The organism is Streptomyces sp. NRRL S-1813 (assembly GCF_000719605.1).
Lineage (GTDB): Bacteria > Actinomycetota > Actinomycetes > Streptomycetales > Streptomycetaceae > Streptomyces > Streptomyces decoyicus.
This window is the reverse complement of the sequence record NZ_JOHB01000015.1, coordinates 40,289-58,360: the sequence shown is the minus strand read 5'-3', so window position 1 is coordinate 58,360 and position 18,072 is coordinate 40,289. Positions and strand designations below refer to the sequence as shown.

Genomic DNA, 18,072 nt, shown 5'->3' with positions numbered 1-18,072 from the left:
GAGCGGCGGGGCTCGGGGCCGAGGAAACGGGGGTTCCGGGGTCCGACAGAGGGCTCCGGTGCCCGGGGCCCCGCCGGTAGCTCCGGTTCGGTCCCCTGCGCCCGCCGTGCGCGTCAGATGCGCCGCGCGCGTCAGAGGTGAGCGTCAGGAGTACGCGTCAGATGTAATTGAGCGCGCCCAGACCGCCGAGGCCGCCCAGCACCATGAAGACCGGCATCAGCACCTTCAGCTCCACCCAGCTGCCTGCCTTGAAGCGCATGCCCTTGGGCGGGCCGAGCGGATACCAGCGCTTACGGCCTATCGGTATGGGCCACAGGACGGGGCAGCCGGAGACGGTCAGGGCATCGCCGATGTCATGGACCAGCGCACCCAGGACGACCGGCAGACCCAGCCAGAGGTACTGCTGCCCCGGTTCGGCGAACAGCCAGCTCGCCCCGTTGCCCGGCTGGTCGAGAATGCCGGCCAGGATCCAGGCCGAGGCCGCGCCCAGCAGCCACACCAGTACATCGCTGGAGACCCGTGCCGCCCGCCACAGCAGCCCTTCGATGGCGAGCACCATGTGGACGAAGAGGATGCCGAGCACCGCCCAGCGACCGCCCTGCATCGCCAGCAGCGACATCCCGCCGCCGACCAGCACCGCCCATACCCAGGTGTGGGTGAGCGTGCGGTGACCTCCGTTGCGGGTCGAGTCACCGCGCATCTTGGTCGCCTTGTAGACCGCGTGCGAGATCGCATCGACCACCTCGCACAGCAGCCGCGAGAGCGGTCCGAAGGCCCGCGAGATGGTCGCGGACTTGTGGTCGAGGTCCGGGGCGAGCGCCGCACCGGCACAGATCAGAGCCCCGCAGACGATTACCGGCCAGGGCATCGGATGACCGGCGGCAGCGGCTGCCGCGCCCACCCCCAGCCAGGCCGCGGCCCCGGACAGCGAGTGCGCCGGTCCCATCATGGTTGTCCCCACCCCTTGTTCTCTTGCGCCGCTTGTTCTCCTGCGCGCGCCGTCTGCCTCGCGCACTGCTGAGCCGCGCCTCTGACGCCCGGTCGGCGACTCAGCGTAGCGTCAGATGATCTCCCTACGAGGAGGGGGTGAGCCAACCTCTGTGTGCGGGCGTCGGCAGAACATCAGCAGGACCGACCACCGGAGCGGCGCCGGACTGCCGGAGCCAACTGCTCACTACAGGCGACTTCCTGGCTTTTGTCCCGGAAAGCGCCCGGGGAACGCGCCCCACCTTCTGCACCAACTCCGCCTGCACACACCGCCCTTGGTATGGACATCCCCACTGGGACCAACACCCCCGCATGACTGCCTGACCGGACTCGCCGTCCGAGGCCACCGACCGCCGGCGGAACGATCCCGAGCCGCCTGCCTCGACTCCGGGTTTCTTGATCGCGCACCTTTGCTCGGTCTCCCGACCGGGTGCTGTGATCCCGTTTCTCGATCCTGTTCCTTGATCGGGCCTCGGGGTCGGGCCTCTTGGTCAGGTCTTGAGCCGGGTCTCTTGATCGGGGCTCTTGAACCGGACGAGGTGCGTGCTCTGCTTGCCGCGCTTGCCGCGCACGGTGCGTGAGGTGCGTAAGGCGGGTGATCTCTGACACGTACCGGCGGCGCCGCGGCGCAGAGGGTGATCGTCGGAGACGACAGCGCGCCCAGCAGTTTGTACGGAGGGTGATGGCGCTGCACCATGCGCCTTTCCGGCCTGCGCTGGCGCGGAACAAGATTCCGCAGGTCAAGGCTGCCGAAGCGGCGTCTTGGGCCGACGCGGCGGGTGGGACGGCGGGGCCCGGGGGTCCGCCGGCCGGGCGGGTTTCGGCGTTGTCGATCATCAGCTGATCTCCGTCCGGGTCGCCGGTTCCCTGATCCGGGCCGAAGGCAGGCAGTATGGGGGCGTGACCCTCATCGATCATCTCCCGAACGACGCCGACCCCGATGCCCTCTTCGAAGCCTTTTCGGGCTGGGCCGAGCAGCAGGGCATCTCGCTCTACCCTGCCCAGGAGGAGGCGCTGATCGAGGTGGTCTCTGGGGCGAACGTCATCCTCTCCACCCCCACCGGCTCGGGTAAGAGCCTGGTGGCGGCCGGTGCGCACTTCACCGCTCTCGCCAATGACCAGGTCACCTTCTACACCGCGCCCATCAAGGCGCTGGTCTCGGAGAAGTTCTTCGACCTGTGCAAGTTGTTCGGCACCGAGAACGTCGGCATGCTCACCGGTGACGCCTCGGTCAACGCCGATGCACCGGTCATCTGCTGCACCGCCGAGGTCCTCGCCTCGATAGCGCTGCGGGACGGCAAGGACGCCGACATCGGCCAGGTCGTGATGGACGAGTTCCATTTCTATGCCGAGCCGGACCGTGGCTGGGCCTGGCAGATTCCGCTGCTGGAACTGCCGCAGGCGCAGTTCATCCTGATGTCGGCGACGCTCGGCGACATGTCGCGCTTCGAGGAGGACCTGACCCGGCGCACGGGGAAGCCGACGTCGGTGGTGCGCTCGGCGACGCGTCCGGTGCCGCTGTCGTACGAGTACCGCACGACGCCCATGACGGAGACGCTCACCGAGCTGCTGGAGACCCGCCAGTCCCCCGTGTACATCGTGCACTTCACTCAGGCCGCCGCCGTGGAGCGGGCACAGGCCCTGATGAGCATCAATATGTGTACACGTGCGGAGAAGGACCAGATCGCCGACCTCATCGGGAACTTCCGGTTCACCACCAAGTTCGGCCAGAACCTGTCGCGGTATGTCCGCCATGGCATCGGCGTGCACCACGCCGGCATGCTGCCGAAGTACCGCAGGCTCGTCGAGAAACTGGCGCAGGCGGGCTTGCTGAAGGTCATCTGCGGTACGGACACCCTCGGCGTGGGTGTCAACGTCCCCATCCGTACGGTGCTGTTCACCGCACTGACCAAGTACGACGGGTCGCGGGTGCGGACGCTGCGGGCGCGGGAGTTCCACCAGATCGCCGGGCGTGCCGGCCGGGCCGGCTTCGACACCGCGGGCTTTGTGGTCGCGCAGGCCCCCGAGCATGTCGTGGAGAACGAGAAGGCGCTGGCCAAGGCGGGCGACGACCCCAAGAAGCGCCGGAAGGTCGTGCGCAAGAAGGCGCCGGAAGGCTTTGTCAACTGGGGTGAGAACACCTTCGAGAAGCTGATCGCTTCCGATCCGGAGCCGCTGAACTCCCGTTTCCGGGTGACGCACGCGATGCTGCTGTCCGTGATCGCCCGGCCGGGCAATGCCTTCGAGGCGATGCGCAAGCTCCTCGAGGACAACCATGAGCCGCGCAAGAATCAGCTCAGGCACATCCGGCGGGCCATCGCGATCTATCGCTCGCTGCTGGACGGCGGGATCGTCGAGCGACTGCCGGAGCCGGACGCGGGCCGGATCGTCCGGCTGACCGTGGATCTTCAGCAGGACTTCGCGCTCAACCAGCCGCTGTCGACATTCGCCCTCGCCGCGTTCGATCTGCTCGACCCCGAGTCGCCCTCCTACGCGCTGGACATGGTCTCGGTCGTGGAGTCCACGCTGGACGATCCGCGCCAGATCCTGGCCGCGCAGCAGAACAAGGCGCGTGGCGAGGCGGTCGCCCAGATGAAGGCCGACGGCGTCGAGTACGAAGACCGCATGGAACGGCTCATGGACGTCGAGTACCCCAAGCCGCTGGAGGAGCTGCTCTTCCACGCCTACGGCCTGTACCGCAAGAGTCATCCGTGGGTCGGCGACCATCCGCTGTCGCCGAAGTCGGTCATCCGCGATATGTACGAACGCGCCATGACCTTCACGGAGTTCACGTCCTTCTACGAGCTGGCGCGCACCGAGGGGATCGTGCTGCGCTACCTGGCGAGTGCGTTCAAGGCCCTGGACCACACCGTGCCGGACGATCTGAAGTCCGAGGACTTCCAGGACATCATCGCCTGGCTGGGCGAGATGGTGCGGCAGGTCGACTCCAGCCTGCTGGACGAGTGGGAACAGCTCGCCAATCCGGAGGTGGAGACGGCGGAGCAGGCCGCGGAGCGGGCGGATCAGGTCCGGCCGGTCACATCCAATGCGCGGGCGTTCCGGGTGCTGGTGCGCAATGCGATGTTCCGGCGGGTGGAGCTCGCGGCACTGGACAAGGTCGAGGAGCTCGGCGCGATGGATGCCGAATCCGGCTGGGACGAGGACGCCTGGGGCGAGGCGATGGACGCCTACTGGGACGAATACGACGACCTGGGCACCGGTCCGGACGCACGCGGCCCGAAGCTGCTGCAAATTCAGGAGGATGCCGAGCACGGGCTGTGGAAGGTGCGGCAGACTTTCGCCGACCCGAACGGTGATCACGACTGGGGCATCTCCGCGGAGGTGGATCTGGCCGCCTCCGACGAAGAAGGCCGTGCGGTGGTGCGGGTCACGGATGTGGGTCAGTTGTGAGGCGACGGCTTCGACCGAGGCCGCCGAAGGATCTGACGGAGGGCCACCGGTCATGACCAATCCCGCCGATAAGCTGGTCGATCTGCTCGATCTCGAGCAGATCGAGGTGAACATCTTCCGGGGCCGCAGCCCGCAGGAATCGTTGCAGCGGGTCTTCGGCGGGCAGGTAGCGGGCCAGGCGCTGGTGGCGGCCGGGCGGACCACGGAAGGTGACCGCCCGGTCCACTCGCTCCATGCGTACTTTCTGCGGCCGGGCCGGCCCGGGGTGCCGATCGTGTACCTGGTCGAGCGGGTCCGCGACGGGCGGTCCTTCACCACCCGCCGGGTCGTCGCCGTCCAGCAGGGACGCACGATCTTCAATCTGACCGCCTCCTTCCACAAGCCGGAATCCGGCTTCGATCATCAGTTGCCGTTGCGTCGGGTGGTGCCCGACCCGGAGGAGCTGCCGACGGTCGCGGAAGAGGTCCGCGAGCGCCTGCACGATCTGCCCGTATCGCTGGAGCGGATGGAACGCCGGATGCCCTTCGAGATCCGGTATGCCGACCGGCTGCGCTGGACCCCGGAGGAGATCGAGGGTGCGGAGCCCCGCAGCGCGGTGTGGATGCGCGCGGTCGGGCCGCTGGGCGACGATCCGCTCGTGCACACCTGCGCGCTGACCTACGCCAGCGATATGACGCTGCTGGACGCCGTCCGCATCCCCGTCGAGCCGCTTTGGGGTCCGCGCGGGTTCGACATGGCCTCGCTCGACCACGCGATGTGGTTCCACCGTCCGTTCCGCGCGGACGAGTGGTTCCTCTACGACCAGGAGTCGCCGATCGCCACCGGAGGCCGCGGCCTGGCCCGCGGGCGGATCTACGACCGGGAGGGCAGGCTGCTGGTCTCGGTCGTCCAGGAAGGGCTGTTCAGGAAGCTCGGGGACTGACCCGGGCGGGCGCTGGAGGGAACGGCGGCAGGGGTCCGCAGCCGCCCCGGATCTTCTCGGCGGGCCCTTTCCAGGCACCGGGAGAGATGGACGCGGTACCACAGCACTTCGTCGAACTCATCCGCCGTCAGCACCCGCTCGTAGGACTCCCGGGCGGCCGGGGTCACCGTGATCACGGACGCCAGGGTGGGCCTGAGCCGGCGCAGCAGGGACCGCTCCAGTGGTTCCTCGGCCACCGAGGCCAGCTCCTCCGGCGGCAGCACGGCGGCGATCACCGCTGCCGCTTCCCAGGGGTCGTCGGTCTGCCCCATGAGCTGGGCGACCCGTCGGCTGCGCCACTGGCGTGCCCGCCAGTCCTGTCCGCTGTCGAGCATCACCCGCATCGCCGGCGGGGTGTTGCCCCGCATCAGGTCGGGTTCGCGGTCGGCGAAGTCGGCGACCTCGGCCGCGAGATAGAACCAGACCACCGCGCCGAAGCGGTTCACATAGAAACGGACGGGGCTGAAGCAGCCGGCCCGGGTCAGACGCCCGGCCCGGCCGGGGCCGATGCCCATGAGTGCGGCGGCCTCGGTCGTGCTGACCGTGCGGATCCGGTCGCGGAGCGCGTCCGGGAAATCCGGCTCGGCCTGTAGCCGGGTGATCTCCTCCGCGGGGACCCGGCGCCTGCCGAGCGATCCCGTCCCGGCCGACCGGTCGTCGGTCCCGGCCGGGACCGTCCGCACTTCTCCGAGCTGGGTGGCGAGCTCGAACTCGCCGGTCCTCAGCTCCAGTTCGCGGGCCGCCCGCCCCATCGTGAGCGTCTGCTGCCCCTCGCACATCACTGTCATGCCGCTTCCCCCGCAACTCGGTCGATCACTGACAGTGACGACGATAGCCGCAGGTGGTGACAGTGGGTCAAGCCCCGCCTCAGACCTGTGGATAACTCTCCGGCTGGCGGACCGCAACGCCCAGATGCTCCCCTACGCGATTGACCAGCAGCGTCATTTCGTAGGCGACCTGGCCCATGTCGGCGTCGGCGCGCGCCAGCACGCACAGACAGCTGCCGTCCCCCGCCGCCGTCACGAACAACACCCCGTCGTCGAACTCGACCATGGTCTGGCGCACCCGACCGATGCCGAAGTGGAGCGCCGACCCTTTCGCGAGGCTGTGCATTCCCGAGGCGACCGCCGCGAGGTGCTCGGCGTCGCCCCGCTCCAGTCCCTCGCTCGCCCCGGTCACCAGCCCGTCGTTGGAGAGCACCAGCGCGTGCCGTACCTTCTCCACCCGTTTGGTCAGGTCGTCCAGCAGCCAGTCGAGTCCGCTGCTCAATGCCATTGCGGCTTCCTCCCCGTGTCCCCGTCCGCGCTCCTGGCCGGACGGCAGCCCGCGGCCCGTCCGCGACCTGCCGTGCCAGCCTGTCCCACCTCCGCCGTCTCGGCAAGCGGCCCCACGGACCGGCGTGCCACGCGGCGGTCGGATGTGCCGCATGGCTGAGGATGTCGGCATGGCACACAAGATGACGAAGGATGCGTGGCAGAGGTTCCTTTCCGAGGGCACCCGTACCGGGAAGCTGGCGACCGTACGGGCCGACGGCAGCCCGCACCTCGCCCCGGTGTGGTTCCTCATGGACGGTGATGAGCTGGTGTTCAACACCGGCGAGGACACGGTCAAGGGCCGCAATGTCGCCCGCGACGGCAGGGTGGCACTGTGCGTCGACGACGAACGGCCGCCGTTTGCCTTCGTGGTCGTACAGGGGACGGCGGAGGTGAGCGACGACCTGGCGGACGTACGTCACTGGGCGGCCCGGATCGCGGCCCGCTACATGGGCGAGGACCGGGCGGAGGAGTACGGCGCCCGCAACGGAGTGCCGGGCGAGCTGGTGGTACGGATCAAGATCGACAAGGCCGTCGCCCTCGCGGCTGTCGCCGACTGAGGCGTGCGTGGCGCCGGCCGAGACATGTATGGCGCGGGCCGTCCCGACCTCCGCGCCACGTCGGCCGTACGCCGGTCAGCCCACCGGATCGAGCACCCGGGCGGAGTGCCGCCGTCCCGCGTGCTCGACGAGCCGGACCAGCACCTCCTTGCCGGAGTCGCGGTCCCTTGCGTCACAGAGCACGACCGGTGTGCCACGGTCCAGGTCCAGTGCGCGGGCCACCTCGTCGGCCCCGTAGGACCGTGCCTCCGCAAAGCAGTTGACGGCCACCAGGAACGGGATCGCGCGGCGCTCGAAGTAGTCGACGGCCGGAAAGCAGTCCTGCAACCGCCGGGTATCGGCCAGCACCACGGCACCCAGCGCGCCCTCCGACAGGTCGTCCCACAGGAACCAGAAGCGGTCCTGTCCAGGGGTGCCGAAGAGGTAGAGGGACAGGCCCTGCCTGATGGTGATGCGGCCGAAGTCCATCGCCACCGTGGTGGTGCCCTTGTCGTCCACTCCCCCGGTGTCGTCCACGGTCTCGCCCACCTCGCTGAGCCGTTCCTCCGTGCGCAGCGGGTGGATCTCGCTGACCGAGCCCACCAGGGTCGTCTTGCCCACGCCGAAGCCGCCCGCGACTAAGATCTTCAGGGTCAATTCGGCGTCGGGGTCCGGGGCTGCGTCCTCCGGGGCCCCTTGTGCGGCGTTCATCGGCCGTCTCCTCCAGGATGCAGGGTCCTGCGCGTCACGGGGTATGCGGATCCATGGCTCGGCGGGGAGCGAGCCTTCGGCGGCGGAGGGCCGTCCGAAATCCATGGCGAGGACCGTACCCCCCGTGGAGGGGGATTTCCCCGGATTCGCCAAAGCCGCCACGTCTTCGGATCAAGAAACCCATCCACCGCCGGATTCGTGGTAGTTGGACCTCCACGGCGCACCGCCACGGGTCCCGGGGGCGCGGCCATATCGGGCAGGATATGTGCGCCCGGAGGCCGGCCGGGCCCGTGCGGGATCATGAGCGCATGACGCAGCAGCAGTCACAGAAGCCGGTCGGCCCACCGGTGACGGCGGCGACCCCGTCGACGGGGTCGGTCGAGCGCAACGGCATCATTCCGGTGCCGGATGCCGAACGGCACGGCACGCCCAGGTCGCTTTTCTGGCCGTGGGCCGCGTCCGGGCTGTCCTTGCTGTCCATCGCCTACGGCGTCTACCTCATGGGGCTCGGGCTCAGCCCCTGGCAGACGATCGTCACCGGGGCCCTCGGCTATGTGCTGTCCTTCCTCCTGGTCGGTCTGGTCTCGGTCGCCGGGGCGCGCACGGGCGCACCCACCATGGCCATCGGCCGGGCCGCCTTCGGGACACAGGGCAACAAGCTGCCCACCGTGTTCAGTTACGTGTCCAACGTGGGCTGGGAGACCGTACTGGTCGCGCTCTCCTCGCTCGGAGGGTCCGTGATCCTGGCCCGGGTCGCGCCCGGCACGTTCGCCCGCGCCGACGGGGAGACACCGACCACGGCGGCGCAGGCGCTGTGCTTCGTGGTGACCGCCGTCTCGGTCGTGGTCGTCGGGATCTTCGGGCACGCACTGATCATGAAGGTGCAGAAGTATCTGACCGCGGCGATCACCGCCCTGACCGTGGTGTACATGGTGCTGATGGCCGACCGCATCGATCCGTCCGCCCTCGGGAACGGCCCGTCCGGCAGCCTCGGCACCTGCATCGGGGGCGTCGTGTTCGCGATGACGCTCCTGGGCCTGGGCTGGGTCAACTGCGGCGCCGACTACAGCCGATATCTGCCGGCTACGAGCAGCGGGCGGGCGGTCACCTGGTGGACCACGCTGGGCGGGGTGCTGCCCCCTCTGGCGCTGCTGGTCTTCGGCGTGCTGCTGAACGCCGGTGATCCTAAGCTCGCCGAGGCCGCGGCCGCCGACCCCGTAGGCGCCCTCGCGGCCGAGCTGCCGACCTGGTTCCTGGTGCCGTATCTGCTTGCCGCCATCGGGGGCTTCGCCTCCGGGGCGATCATGGACATCTACAGCTCGGGCATGTCGATGCTGGCCCTGGGCATCCCCGTCCGCCGGCACCTCGCCGTCCTGGTGGACGGTGCGCTGATGGCCTTCGGCGGCTGGTACGTGCTGTTCGTCTCCCCCAGTTTCTTCGCCACCTTCCAGGCGTTCCTGTCCGTCATCGGGGTGGCGATGGCCGCCTGGGCGGCCGTCTTCCTGGTGGAGCAGTGGCGCCGCCGCCACACCGGCTTCGAGCTGACGTCCGTACGGGCCCTGGGCTGGCCGGCGATGCTCTCGCTCGCCGTCGCGACCGCGGTCGGACTCGGCCTGGTCACCTCCGGCGATCCCCATATCGCCCGGGCCGTGGGCTTTCTGCTCACCGACGGCGCCGCCCGGGGCACGCTGGGCGCCATGAACCTCGGCGTCGTGGTGGCCCTGGCCGTCGCGGCGGCCCTGTACGCCTGCACGGCCTCCCTCGCCGGCCGTCCCACCTCCGGAGGAACCCGATGACCGACCACCACGCCGACCGGCCGCACGAGGTCCGTGCGTTCTTCGCGTCACGCGCCGCCGACTGGGACACGAAGTTCCCCGACGACGGTCCCGCCTATGCCGCGGGCGTCGCCGAACTGGTCCTCCAGGAGGGCGACCGGGTCCTGGACGCCGGCTGCGGTACGGGGCGCGCGCTGCCCGCGCTGCGGGCGGCCGTGGGACCGCGCGGGACGGTACTGGGCGCGGATCTGACGCCCGAGATGCTCCGGGCCGCCGTGCGGGCCGGGCGCGACCGTGACGCGGCGCTGCTGCTCGCGGACGTGACGCGGCTGCCGCTGCCCGACGCCGCACTGGACGCGGTCTTCGCCGCCGGGCTCCTCTCGCACCTGCCGGACTCGGCGGGCGGCCTCGCCGAACTCGCCAGGACCGTACGCCCCGGTGGCCGGCTGGCTCTCTTCCATCCCATCGGGCGGGCCGCCCTCGCCGCCCGCAAGGGCCGCCCGCTCACCCCCGGCGACCTGCGGGCGGAGCCGAATCTGCGGCCCCTCCTGGACGACTGCGGCTGGGACCTGATCCGGTACGAGGACGAAGACTCCCGCTACCTGGCGCTGGCGGTCCGCCGGGCCTGACCGGGACGCCGGGCCTGACCTGGCCGGCGGCGTGCGGGGTTTCAGGGCGCCGCCGGGCCCTCCACGTGGGGCACCGGGCAGCTGCCCGTGCGGCGGGCGGTGGGGAAGGTACCGAGTTCGGCCACCTTGAAGCCGTTCGGATAGCCCTTGATCTCGGGGTTCTGGCGGGCGTAGTGGGGCGTGCGACGGGGCGGCAGCAGCCGCACGGCCTTGGCACGCAGCTTCAGGGCGGTGCGTACTGTCTTCTGGACGGCCGGCCGGGGCCGCTCGTACCGGAACGCCGCCAACAGCGAGTCGTCCAGGAGGGCCATGCTCGCTCCGCGCACCACCGGAGCGAGCGGGCCATACCACCCCGCCATCAGGTCCAGCGTGGCGTCCGACACCCTGCGCGCACCCTCGTCCCAGCCGAAGTGCGCCTCCTCGTAGGCATCGAGGCACCGCTCGAAGTCCTCGTAGGTCTGCGGGAGTTCGGTGATGCCCATATGACGGCCGAGGGTGCGGTAATAGACGGCGACGGCCTGCTGTTCCTGCGCGGTCAGCCGCCGCCAGCCGTACGCGTCGAGCCAGCGTTTGGGCACCACCACGAACGTGCACAGGACATAGCGCATGTCCTCGTTGCTGATGTCATAGCTGCGGTGCATCTGGTTGATCCGGCGGATCGCCGTCCGGCCGTCCTCGCCGTCGAAGCCGTGCTCGACGACGGCGTCCAGGAGGAGAGCGGTGTCGTCATAGCGCTTTTGCGTACGGCCCGTCAGCTCGGCGGTCTCGGCGAGCAGCCGGCCGATGCTCGGCACCGCGTAGGTGCGGTAGAGCGCCAGCTCCAGGGCTCTGGTGATGTCCCAGGGGAATTCATGGGTGGCGATGATGCGGTAGATCCGCAGGAAGTCGCGCTCCGGGTCGAGCCGCCGGATCTCCCTCAACCAGTCGTAGCGCCGCACGTGACGTCCGTCCCTTCGTTCGCCGACGTGCCGATTTTAGGGGGGCGGAGGGAAGTTGGAGGGGGTGACGGGCGACAGATCGGGCCGTGTGGTGGCCGGATTCCGTAGTTCAGGCGGTCTTCGGTGAGTGCTGGGGCACCCCGGTCGCGCGAGGTGCGGTGCGGGTGCCGCGTCCTGGAGTGCGCGCGGCGGCGCCATAGCGGTCCGTGAGCGCCGGATCCACTACGGACAGCGCCTTCTTGACGGGCATGCCGGTGCGGCCGGCGAGCGCCAGCCGCTCCTGGACCTCGCGCGGGGTGCGCGGACGGTAGCCGGGGCCCGTACCGCAGCAGCCGCCGTGGAAGGTCAGGCCCGCGCGCAGTACGGCCTCCAGGGCGCGCCAGCCGGCTTCGTCGCGCCTCTTGGGGACCGCCAGGTCGGCGCCCGCGTTGATCAGCTCGGCGCGGCATTGCGGGCAGCGGACCGGGCCGTACGAGGCCGGCGTCTTCTTCCACGCGGCCCGGCAGGCCAGGCACACGAAGTGCATGCGGCGGCTGTAAAAACACATCTGCGCAGCGTACGGCTGGTGACAAGCCCCTCCCAAGCCAATTAAGGTGCGCCGACGTACTCCGCGACGGATTGGATGGGGAGGCCCGCGTGCCCACGACCGAGAGCGCCGACAACGACCAGTTGTTCGTGCTGACGGCGGTGCTGCTGACGCCCGCGCAGTTCCCGAGCGTGCTCGGCGACGACTACCCCGAGGTGTGTGCGGGCCTCGGCCTCGAACCGTATGCGGAGGGCTACGGGCTGGTCCTCGGTCAGGACAGTGAGGGCGCGCGCTGGACCGTGGCAACGGAGGATGTGTCGCTGGTCGCGTGTGCGATCGCGGCCTGGGACTGCGGGATGGAGTACGACCTCTCCCCCGGCGAGGGCAGCATCGTCGGGGCGATGCCCGGCTGGCCGCTCGCACTCGCCGTCGCGACGCCGGGGGTACCGCAGCCGCACGATCCGGAACCGCAGGAAGGCGACCCGGCGCCGCTCGCGCCGCCGGACGCCGAGGAGTGGGGGCCGGCGCAACGGCGGCTGGGCGCGGACGAGATCGCCATGCAGTGGGCGGCGTGGCGCGAGCAGGTGGATGACGACGACAGCTTTGCCGAGCCGGGGGATCATGCGCACAAGGGAGTGCGGCGGGTGCTGGAGGAGGCGCGCGGGTATGTGAACGAGCCGCCGCCGCCGGGGCGGGTGCGGTCGTCGTTCGCGGCGGGCGAGGCGCGGACGCTGCGGGTTGACGGGCCCGGCTGGAGCTTGGTTGCTCGTACCGATGACATTGCGTTCGTGCTGCTGGATGACGAGCCGGGTGAGGTGCATCCGGTGGGGCGGGGGCCTGCGCTTCCCGGGCTGTTGTCGTCGCTTGATGAGTTGGCGGCGCGGCCGGTCTGAGGTGGGCCGGTCTTGGGCGGGTCGGTCTTGGGCGGGCGGTTTTCAGCGGGGCGGCCTGAGGCGGGTTGGCCTGAGGCGGGCGTTCGTGGGGGTGTGGGCGGGGTTCGCGGGTGGCAGGCTCGGTGGGCAGTGGGTGGTGCCTCGGCTGTGCGGTTCGTGGCGGGCGTGCGGGTGGTGGGCCGGCGCCCCTGCTGTGCGGTTCGTGGCGGGCGTGCGGCCGGTGGGCCGGCGCTCTGCCGTGCGTTTCATATCAGGCGTGCGGCCGGTGGGGGCCGTGCGTGCGGCGCTTGGGGTTGCCGCGGGGGTCGGAGGGGACGCACCGGGGCCCTCCCCCAGCCTTCGGCCGGGAGGTGCCCCCACGGCGCGGGCGCATCTGGTCCGTGAGAGGGAGTACCCCGGCGTGTGCTCCGGTCCTGCGGGCGGTCCCCGGTACCTCCCCTCCGACCTGCGCCCGTTCCCGTCAGCGGCCCGGCGGCGCTGTCCGTCACCGATCGCACGCCGGGCCATGGGGCCGGCCGCGCCCGTGCCAGGGATGGCCGAGTCACCCGAGTTACGTGGCCGGAGTGGTGGCCAACGGCGCCTGCCCGGCAAGTGCCCACCCGCAGCCCCGGCTCGCTCGAACCGAGCGTGGGTCGGGAGAGCCAGCCGTCGGTACGTGCGGGTGGTGGCCCGTACAGCGCGCGGGCCAGGCGAGGGCGTGGGTCCAGGTAGGGCGGGTGTCTGCTCAGTCAGCGGCCGATTTGTTTGCGGCTGACGCGGCGCAGTCGGCGTCGTTGGGAGGAGTCGAGCGTCAGATACGCGACGGCCGGGACCCCGACCATGACCAAGAGGGCCGCCCAGAAGGGCAGCAGCCACAGCAGGATCACTCCCACCGCGACGCCGCCGACCGCGACCTTCGCCTGTGTGGACATCCTTCACTCCCCTTCCGCGGCGTGCGCCGCGCTCTGTGTACTCCATTGAACGCCGTTTTCGTGCCGCAGGTTCCAGGAAGGCGCGTGCTGTCCTGTACTCTCGGGCGCTCCAGGCGTCAGTAGTCAAACTTGAGGAGTTCGGGAAGCAGTGACATCCCTTGCCGTGGTCACGCCCGCTCAGCTGTCCGCGCTCTCCCGCTGTGCAGCGGTTTTCCTGCCGTCGGATCCGCCACGAGCAGGGCGGGTCGCCTTCTGGCGGCCTGATGGCGAGCCCCTGGGAGAAGTGCTCGGCGCGGACGGTGCGAGGGGCGGGGCCGGGGAGGCGACGGAGCGGCTGGAGGTGGCTCTGCCGGGTGAGGACGGTGGGGTTTCACTGTGCGAGGTTCCGGCCCTGGTCCTGACGGTTGCTGAGGCGGTGCCGGTGCTCACCCGTGCGCGGGCCGCGCGGGGTACCCATCCGGCTGCCGCCTTCTGGGGAGCCGCGGCCGTACTGGCACTACAGCTCGCGGCTCGTGGCCGGCTGCTGCCCGGGGTGAGTCCCGCCGGATATGACGCCTGGCGGATGGGTCCGCTCGACCCGGCGGACCTGGAGCGGCTGCGCGATCTCGCCGCGGCGATTCCCCCGTACGCGCATGCCGCCCCGCTCCCGGATTCCGACCCGTTGGCGCTGCCGGACCCCGAGGGGCAGGTACGGGCCTTTCTCGACGCGGTGGCGGACGGGCTGCCGCGCTCCCCCGGTGCGGCGCTCGTCACCGGGGCGCCGGCGTTTGCGGTGCTCGCCCCGCAGCACATCCCCGAGCAGCGTGTCTGGGCCACGGAGGTGGCCGCGGGACATGACGCGGGTGTGCGGATCTCGCTGCGGGTCGAAGTGCACGGCATGGCGGGGGAGGGAATCGGTGGCCAGGGGGGCGGTGATGTCGGGGCGGTGCCTTCGGGTGCCCGCACCGGCTTCACTGCCGCGCTCCAGTTGCACAGCCTCACCGATCCGACGCTGGTCGCGGATGCCGCCGAGGTGTGGGCGGGGACTTCGCCCGCGGGGCAGGCCTTCGGGTCGCGGGCGCGGAGGGACACGCTGTTGACGTTGCGCCGTGCGGCGGCAGCCTGGGCGCCGCTCACCCCGTTGCTGTCCGCGGCGGTCCCCGGGGCGCTGGACCTCGCCGATGAGGAAATCGCCGAGCTGCTCGGTCCGGCCGGGCGGGCGCTGGCCGCCGCCGGGGTGCAGGTGCACTGGCCCAAAGAGCTGGCGCGCACGCTGACCAGCCGGGCTGTGGTGGGACCGCCCGATGCCGGGGACGCCAATGGGTGGGACAGGCCGGAGTCGGGGCTGCCTTCGCTGTTGTCCGCGGATGCCCTGCTCTCCTTCAGCTGGCGGTTCGCGGTGGGCGGCCAGGAGGTGGACAGGAATGAGCTGGACCGGCTCGCCGAGGCGGGACGGCCGCTGGTGCGGCTGCACGACCAGTGGGTGCTGATCGACCCGGAGGCGTTGCGGGCGGCCCGGGACCGTCAGGACCGTAAGATCACGCCGCTCGATGCGCTCGGCGCCGCGCTCACCGGCACCGCCGAGGACCCGGACGGCAGCCGGGTGGAAGTGGAGGCCTCCGGCCCGCTCGCCCGGCTGCGCGACCGGCTCGCCGACCCGGAAGGCGGCGACGCCGTACCCCTCCGGCAGCCGGCGGCGCTCGCCGCCACGCTGCGCGACTACCAGGTGCGCGGGCTCGGCTGGCTGCACCGGATGACGTCGCTGGGGCTGGGCGTCTGTCTCGCCGACGACATGGGGCTGGGGAAGACGATCACGCTCATCTCCCTGCATCTGCACCGGCAGACCTGTCCCGGGTCCGCCGGCCCCACGCTGGTCGTCTGCCCCACCTCTCTCATGGGCAACTGGCAGCGGGAGATCGAGAAGTTCGCGCCGGGCACGCCGGTGCGCCGCTTCCACGCCGGGCGGCGCAGCCTGACGGAGCTGGCGGACGGCGAGTTCGTGCTCACCACCTACGGGACGATGCGGCTCGATGCCGGGAAGCTGGCGGAGGTGGGCTGGGGTCTGGTCGTCGCGGACGAGGCACAGCACATCAAGAATCCTTTCTCCGCGACCGCCAGGGCGCTGCGGACCCTCCCCGCCGAGGCCCGGGTGGCACTGACCGGCACCCCGGTGGAGAACAACCTGTCGGAGCTGTGGGCGATCCTGGACTGGACGACGCCGGGGCTGCTGGGGCCGCTGGGCCGGTTCCGTACGCGCTATGCGCAGGCCATCGAGGGCGGCGCGGCGGCGTCCCCCGAGGCGGGCGCGGCGGCCGGGCGACTGGCCCGGCTGGTGCGGCCGTTCCTGTTGCGCCGCCGTAAGTCCGATCCGGGGATCGCGCCGGAGCTGCCGCCCAAGACGGAGACCGACCGTGCGGTGGCGCTGACCAAGGAACAGGCCGGGCTGTACGAGGCCGTGGTGCGCGAGGGGCTCGACGAGATCGCCGGGACCGACGGATTCGCCCGCCGCGGGCTGGTGGTCAAGCTGCTCACCTCGCTCAAGCAGATCTGCAACCACCCGGCGCAGTACCTGAAGGAGAACGACCGGGCGGAAGGCGGCCGTGCGGCGGGAGCGGTGCGGATCATGGGGCGTTCGGGGAAGGTCGAGCTGCTGGACGAGCTGCTGGACACCCTCCTGGCCGAGGGCGCGAGCGTGCTGGTGTTCACGCAGTATGTGCAGATGGCGCGGCTGCTGGAGGGGCATCTGGCGGCGCGCGGGGTGCCCACACAGTTCCTGCACGGCGGGACACCGGTGGCCCGGCGCGAGGAGATGGTGCGGCGCTTCCAGGACGGCGCGGCGCCGGTGTTCCTGCTGTCGTTGAAGGCGGCGGGTACCGGTCTGAACCTCACCCGGGCGGCGCATGTCGTGCACTTCGACCGCTGGTGGAATCCGGCCGTCGAGGCACAGGCCACCGACCGGGCCTACCGCATCGGGCAGAGCCGGCCGGTGCAGGTCCACCGGTTCATCACGGAGGGCACGATCGAGGACCGGATCGCCGAAATGCTCTCCCGTAAGCAGCAGTTGGCCGATGCGGTGCTGGGGTCCGGCGAGGCCGCACTGACCGAACTCACCGACGCCGAGCTGGCGGACCTGGTCGCACTGCGAGGGAGTGAGCGATGAACGCGCTCGGAGGGGAAGAACCGAGGCATCCGGAGCGGGACGGTTCGAGGTGTCCGGACGAGGAGGGCTCGGCGGACTGTGCGCGGACGTTCGGCGCCCTGCCTGTGGCGCGTGGGCGTGCCTTTGCGCGGAGCTGGTGGGGGCAGGCGTGGCTCAAGGCGCTGGAGGACACCGCACTGGACGGTGAGCAGCTGAGGCTGGGCCGGCGGCATGCGCGGGCCGGGGCGGTCGGCGCGGTGTCCGTGCGCCCCGGCCGGATCACGGCGGTCGTCCAGGACCGCGACCATACGCGGCACCGGTCCGACGTCCTGCTACAGCAGCTGAGCGCGGCGGACTGGGACCGCTTCCTGGACATGGTCGCGGACCGGGCCGGGCATATCGCGGCACTGCTGGACCGGGACATGCCCCCGGTGCTCGTCGAGGACGCGGCCGCCGCCGGGATCGAGCTGCTCCCCGGCATCGGCGACCTGGAGTCGGAGTGCGGCTGCGGCGCATGGGACCACTGCGCGCATTCGGCCGCACTGTGCTACGAGTTGGCGCGGCTGCTGGACCAGGACCCATTCGTCCTGCTGTTGTTGCGCGGCCGGGGCGAGCGGGAGCTGCTCGACGAGTTGCAGGCGCGCAGCGCGGCGCGGGCGGTGGGGCCGGCGGACGAGGACCTGGCGGCGGAACGGTCCGGCGCGGGGGTGCCGGCGGCCGAGGCTTATGCGGCGCGCGACATTCTGCCGCCGCTGCCCGCGGCACCGCCGCCGGTTGACGCGCCGGGTGCCCCGCCGGTGCTCGGTGGCGGCACCCCGCCCGCGCCCGGGGTGGACGTGGCCGCCCTGGAGTTCCTGATCGCGGACACGGCGGCGCGCGCCCAGCGGCTGCTGGCGGATGCGCTCTCCGCCTGGCAACCGGACAGTCCGCCGCCGGCGGTGCTGACTCCCGCCCAGGATGCGGTGCGGCTGGCGGCCGCCGGCCCCGGAGAGGTCATATCGGCGCGGCTGGCGGCCGGTTCGGGCCGGGAGGCACGGAGTCTGGCGGCCGCCGTACGGGCCTGGGAGCTGGGCGGCACGGCCGGGCTCGCGGTCCTGGAGGAGGACTGGACGCCGGGGCCGGAGGCGCTGGCACGGGCAACCAGCAAGCTCGCGGCCGCCTGGGAGGACGGCGAGGCCCGGCCGCGGCTGCGGGCCACCCGCAACCGCTGGACGGTGGTCGGCGGCGCCGCCCAGTTGCGCTACGGGCGGGACGGCCGCTGGTGGCCGTATCGCAGGGAGGGCGGGCGGTGGGTGCCCGCCGGTCCGGCCACGGAGGATCCGGCGGGTGCGTTGGCGGGCCTGTCCGCGGAGGGGTGAGC

Annotated in this window: 15 protein-coding genes; 8 read left to right on the top strand and 7 right to left on the bottom strand. The window is 71.3% G+C overall.

The genetic code is table 11. From position 1 onward, the window contains the following. Positions 1-157 precede the first annotated feature (157 nt). Complete coding sequence (locus IF67_RS0121760; RefSeq protein WP_030988115.1) at positions 158-949, bottom strand: metal-dependent hydrolase; 792 nt, start codon at positions 947-949, stop codon at positions 158-160. A 938-nt stretch (positions 950-1,887) separates the two neighbouring features. Here IF67_RS0121760 and IF67_RS0121755 point away from each other — a divergent pair. Both IF67_RS0121755 and IF67_RS0121750 read left to right on the top strand, forming a co-directional pair. Next, complete coding sequence (locus IF67_RS0121755) at positions 1,888-4,398, top strand: DEAD/DEAH box helicase (protein ID WP_030988113.1); 2,511 nt, start codon at positions 1,888-1,890, stop codon at positions 4,396-4,398. A 52-nt stretch (positions 4,399-4,450) separates the two neighbouring features. Next, positions 4,451-5,320: an acyl-CoA thioesterase gene (locus IF67_RS0121750; protein WP_030988112.1), complete on the top strand. Its 870-nt coding sequence runs from the start codon at positions 4,451-4,453 to the stop codon at positions 5,318-5,320. Here the strand turns inward: IF67_RS0121750 and IF67_RS0121745 are convergent. Further along, positions 5,251-6,147 carry a DUF6397 family protein gene (locus tag IF67_RS0121745; RefSeq protein WP_030988111.1) on the bottom strand — a complete coding sequence of 299 codons (897 nt, stop codon included), beginning with the start codon at positions 6,145-6,147 and terminating at the stop codon, positions 5,251-5,253. The genes IF67_RS0121750 and IF67_RS0121745 overlap by 70 nt on opposite strands. 79 nt (positions 6,148-6,226) lie before the next feature. Further along, on the bottom strand, positions 6,227-6,634 hold the full coding sequence (locus IF67_RS0121740) for a roadblock/LC7 domain-containing protein (RefSeq protein ID WP_030988108.1): 408 nt from the start codon (positions 6,632-6,634) through the stop codon (positions 6,227-6,229). A gap of 169 nt (positions 6,635-6,803) precedes the next feature. Between IF67_RS0121740 and IF67_RS0121735 the strand changes: the two genes are divergently transcribed. Next, positions 6,804-7,232, top strand: coding sequence for a PPOX class F420-dependent oxidoreductase (locus IF67_RS0121735; protein WP_030988106.1), 429 nt, complete (start codon positions 6,804-6,806; stop codon positions 7,230-7,232). 75 nt (positions 7,233-7,307) lie between these two features. Here IF67_RS0121735 and IF67_RS0121730 read toward each other — a convergent pair whose 3' ends face one another. Further along, complete coding sequence (locus tag IF67_RS0121730; protein WP_030988103.1) at positions 7,308-7,922, bottom strand: GTP-binding protein; 615 nt, start codon at positions 7,920-7,922, stop codon at positions 7,308-7,310. Positions 7,923-8,230: 308 nt separating this feature from the next. Between IF67_RS0121730 and IF67_RS0121725 the strand changes: the two genes are divergently transcribed. Together IF67_RS0121725 and IF67_RS0121720 are read left to right on the top strand one after the other, a co-directional pair. After that, positions 8,231-9,718: a purine-cytosine permease family protein gene (locus tag IF67_RS0121725; protein WP_030988101.1), complete on the top strand. Its 1,488-nt coding sequence runs from the start codon at positions 8,231-8,233 to the stop codon at positions 9,716-9,718. Further along, the gene (locus IF67_RS0121720) at positions 9,715-10,326 is read left to right on the top strand and encodes a class I SAM-dependent methyltransferase (protein ID WP_030988099.1); all 612 of its coding nucleotides are present in this window, start codon (positions 9,715-9,717) and stop codon (positions 10,324-10,326) included. Before IF67_RS0121725 ends, IF67_RS0121720 begins: the two co-directional genes overlap by 4 nt. 41 nt (positions 10,327-10,367) lie before the next feature. Here the strand turns inward: IF67_RS0121720 and IF67_RS0121715 are convergent, their stop codons facing one another. Both IF67_RS0121715 and IF67_RS39445 read right to left on the bottom strand, forming a co-directional pair. After that, complete coding sequence (locus tag IF67_RS0121715) at positions 10,368-11,264, bottom strand: oxygenase MpaB family protein (RefSeq protein WP_030988097.1); 897 nt, start codon at positions 11,262-11,264, stop codon at positions 10,368-10,370. Between the two features lie 109 nt (positions 11,265-11,373). After that, positions 11,374-11,790 (bottom strand): hypothetical protein, encoded by a 417-nt coding sequence (locus IF67_RS39445; RefSeq protein WP_037839676.1) that lies wholly within the window; start codon positions 11,788-11,790, stop codon positions 11,374-11,376. Positions 11,791-11,900: 110 nt separating this feature from the next. Here IF67_RS39445 and IF67_RS0121705 point away from each other — a divergent pair, with 110 nt between their 5' ends. Continuing rightward, a complete protein-coding gene (locus IF67_RS0121705; RefSeq protein ID WP_030988093.1) occupies positions 11,901-12,683 on the top strand; it encodes a hypothetical protein in 783 nt (260 codons plus the stop codon). Positions 12,684-13,411: 728 nt separating this feature from the next. Here IF67_RS0121705 and IF67_RS0121700 read toward each other — a convergent pair. Beyond that, complete coding sequence (locus IF67_RS0121700; protein WP_030077786.1) at positions 13,412-13,594, bottom strand: hypothetical protein; 183 nt, start codon at positions 13,592-13,594, stop codon at positions 13,412-13,414. 148 nt (positions 13,595-13,742) lie between these two features. Here IF67_RS0121700 and IF67_RS0121695 point away from each other — a divergent pair, with 148 nt between their 5' ends. Then, on the top strand, positions 13,743-16,733 hold the full coding sequence (locus tag IF67_RS0121695; protein ID WP_030988090.1) for a DEAD/DEAH box helicase: 2,991 nt from the start codon (positions 13,743-13,745) through the stop codon (positions 16,731-16,733). Next, the gene (locus IF67_RS0121690) at positions 16,730-18,070 is read left to right on the top strand and encodes an SWF or SNF family helicase (RefSeq protein WP_030988088.1); all 1,341 of its coding nucleotides are present in this window, start codon (positions 16,730-16,732) and stop codon (positions 18,068-18,070) included. The genes IF67_RS0121695 and IF67_RS0121690 overlap by 4 nt, the downstream gene beginning before the upstream one ends. The last annotated feature ends 2 nt before the right edge of the window (positions 18,071-18,072 follow it).

What these genes read in the sequence shown, in the direction of transcription:
- IF67_RS0121725 (WP_030988101.1), top strand. Translation starts at nt 8,231, where the DNA reads ATGACGCAGCAGCAGTCACAGAAGCCGGTCGGCCCACCGGTGACGGCG.
- IF67_RS0121690 (WP_030988088.1), top strand. Translation starts at nt 16,730, where the DNA reads ATGAACGCGCTCGGAGGGGAAGAACCGAGGCATCCGGAGCGGGACGGT.
- IF67_RS39445 (WP_037839676.1), bottom strand. Translation starts at nt 11,790, where the DNA reads ATGCACTTCGTGTGCCTGGCCTGCCGGGCCGCGTGGAAGAAGACGCCG.
- IF67_RS0121720 (WP_030988099.1), top strand. Translation starts at nt 9,715, where the DNA reads ATGACCGACCACCACGCCGACCGGCCGCACGAGGTCCGTGCGTTCTTC.
- IF67_RS0121745 (WP_030988111.1), bottom strand. Translation starts at nt 6,147, where the DNA reads ATGACAGTGATGTGCGAGGGGCAGCAGACGCTCACGATGGGGCGGGCG.
- IF67_RS0121735 (WP_030988106.1), top strand. Translation starts at nt 6,804, where the DNA reads ATGGCACACAAGATGACGAAGGATGCGTGGCAGAGGTTCCTTTCCGAG.
- IF67_RS0121730 (WP_030988103.1), bottom strand. Translation starts at nt 7,922, where the DNA reads ATGAACGCCGCACAAGGGGCCCCGGAGGACGCAGCCCCGGACCCCGAC.
- IF67_RS0121700 (WP_030077786.1), bottom strand. Translation starts at nt 13,594, where the DNA reads ATGTCCACACAGGCGAAGGTCGCGGTCGGCGGCGTCGCGGTGGGAGTG.
- IF67_RS0121740 (WP_030988108.1), bottom strand. Translation starts at nt 6,634, where the DNA reads ATGGCATTGAGCAGCGGACTCGACTGGCTGCTGGACGACCTGACCAAA.
- IF67_RS0121750 (WP_030988112.1), top strand. Translation starts at nt 4,451, where the DNA reads ATGACCAATCCCGCCGATAAGCTGGTCGATCTGCTCGATCTCGAGCAG.
- IF67_RS0121760 (WP_030988115.1), bottom strand. Translation starts at nt 949, where the DNA reads ATGATGGGACCGGCGCACTCGCTGTCCGGGGCCGCGGCCTGGCTGGGG.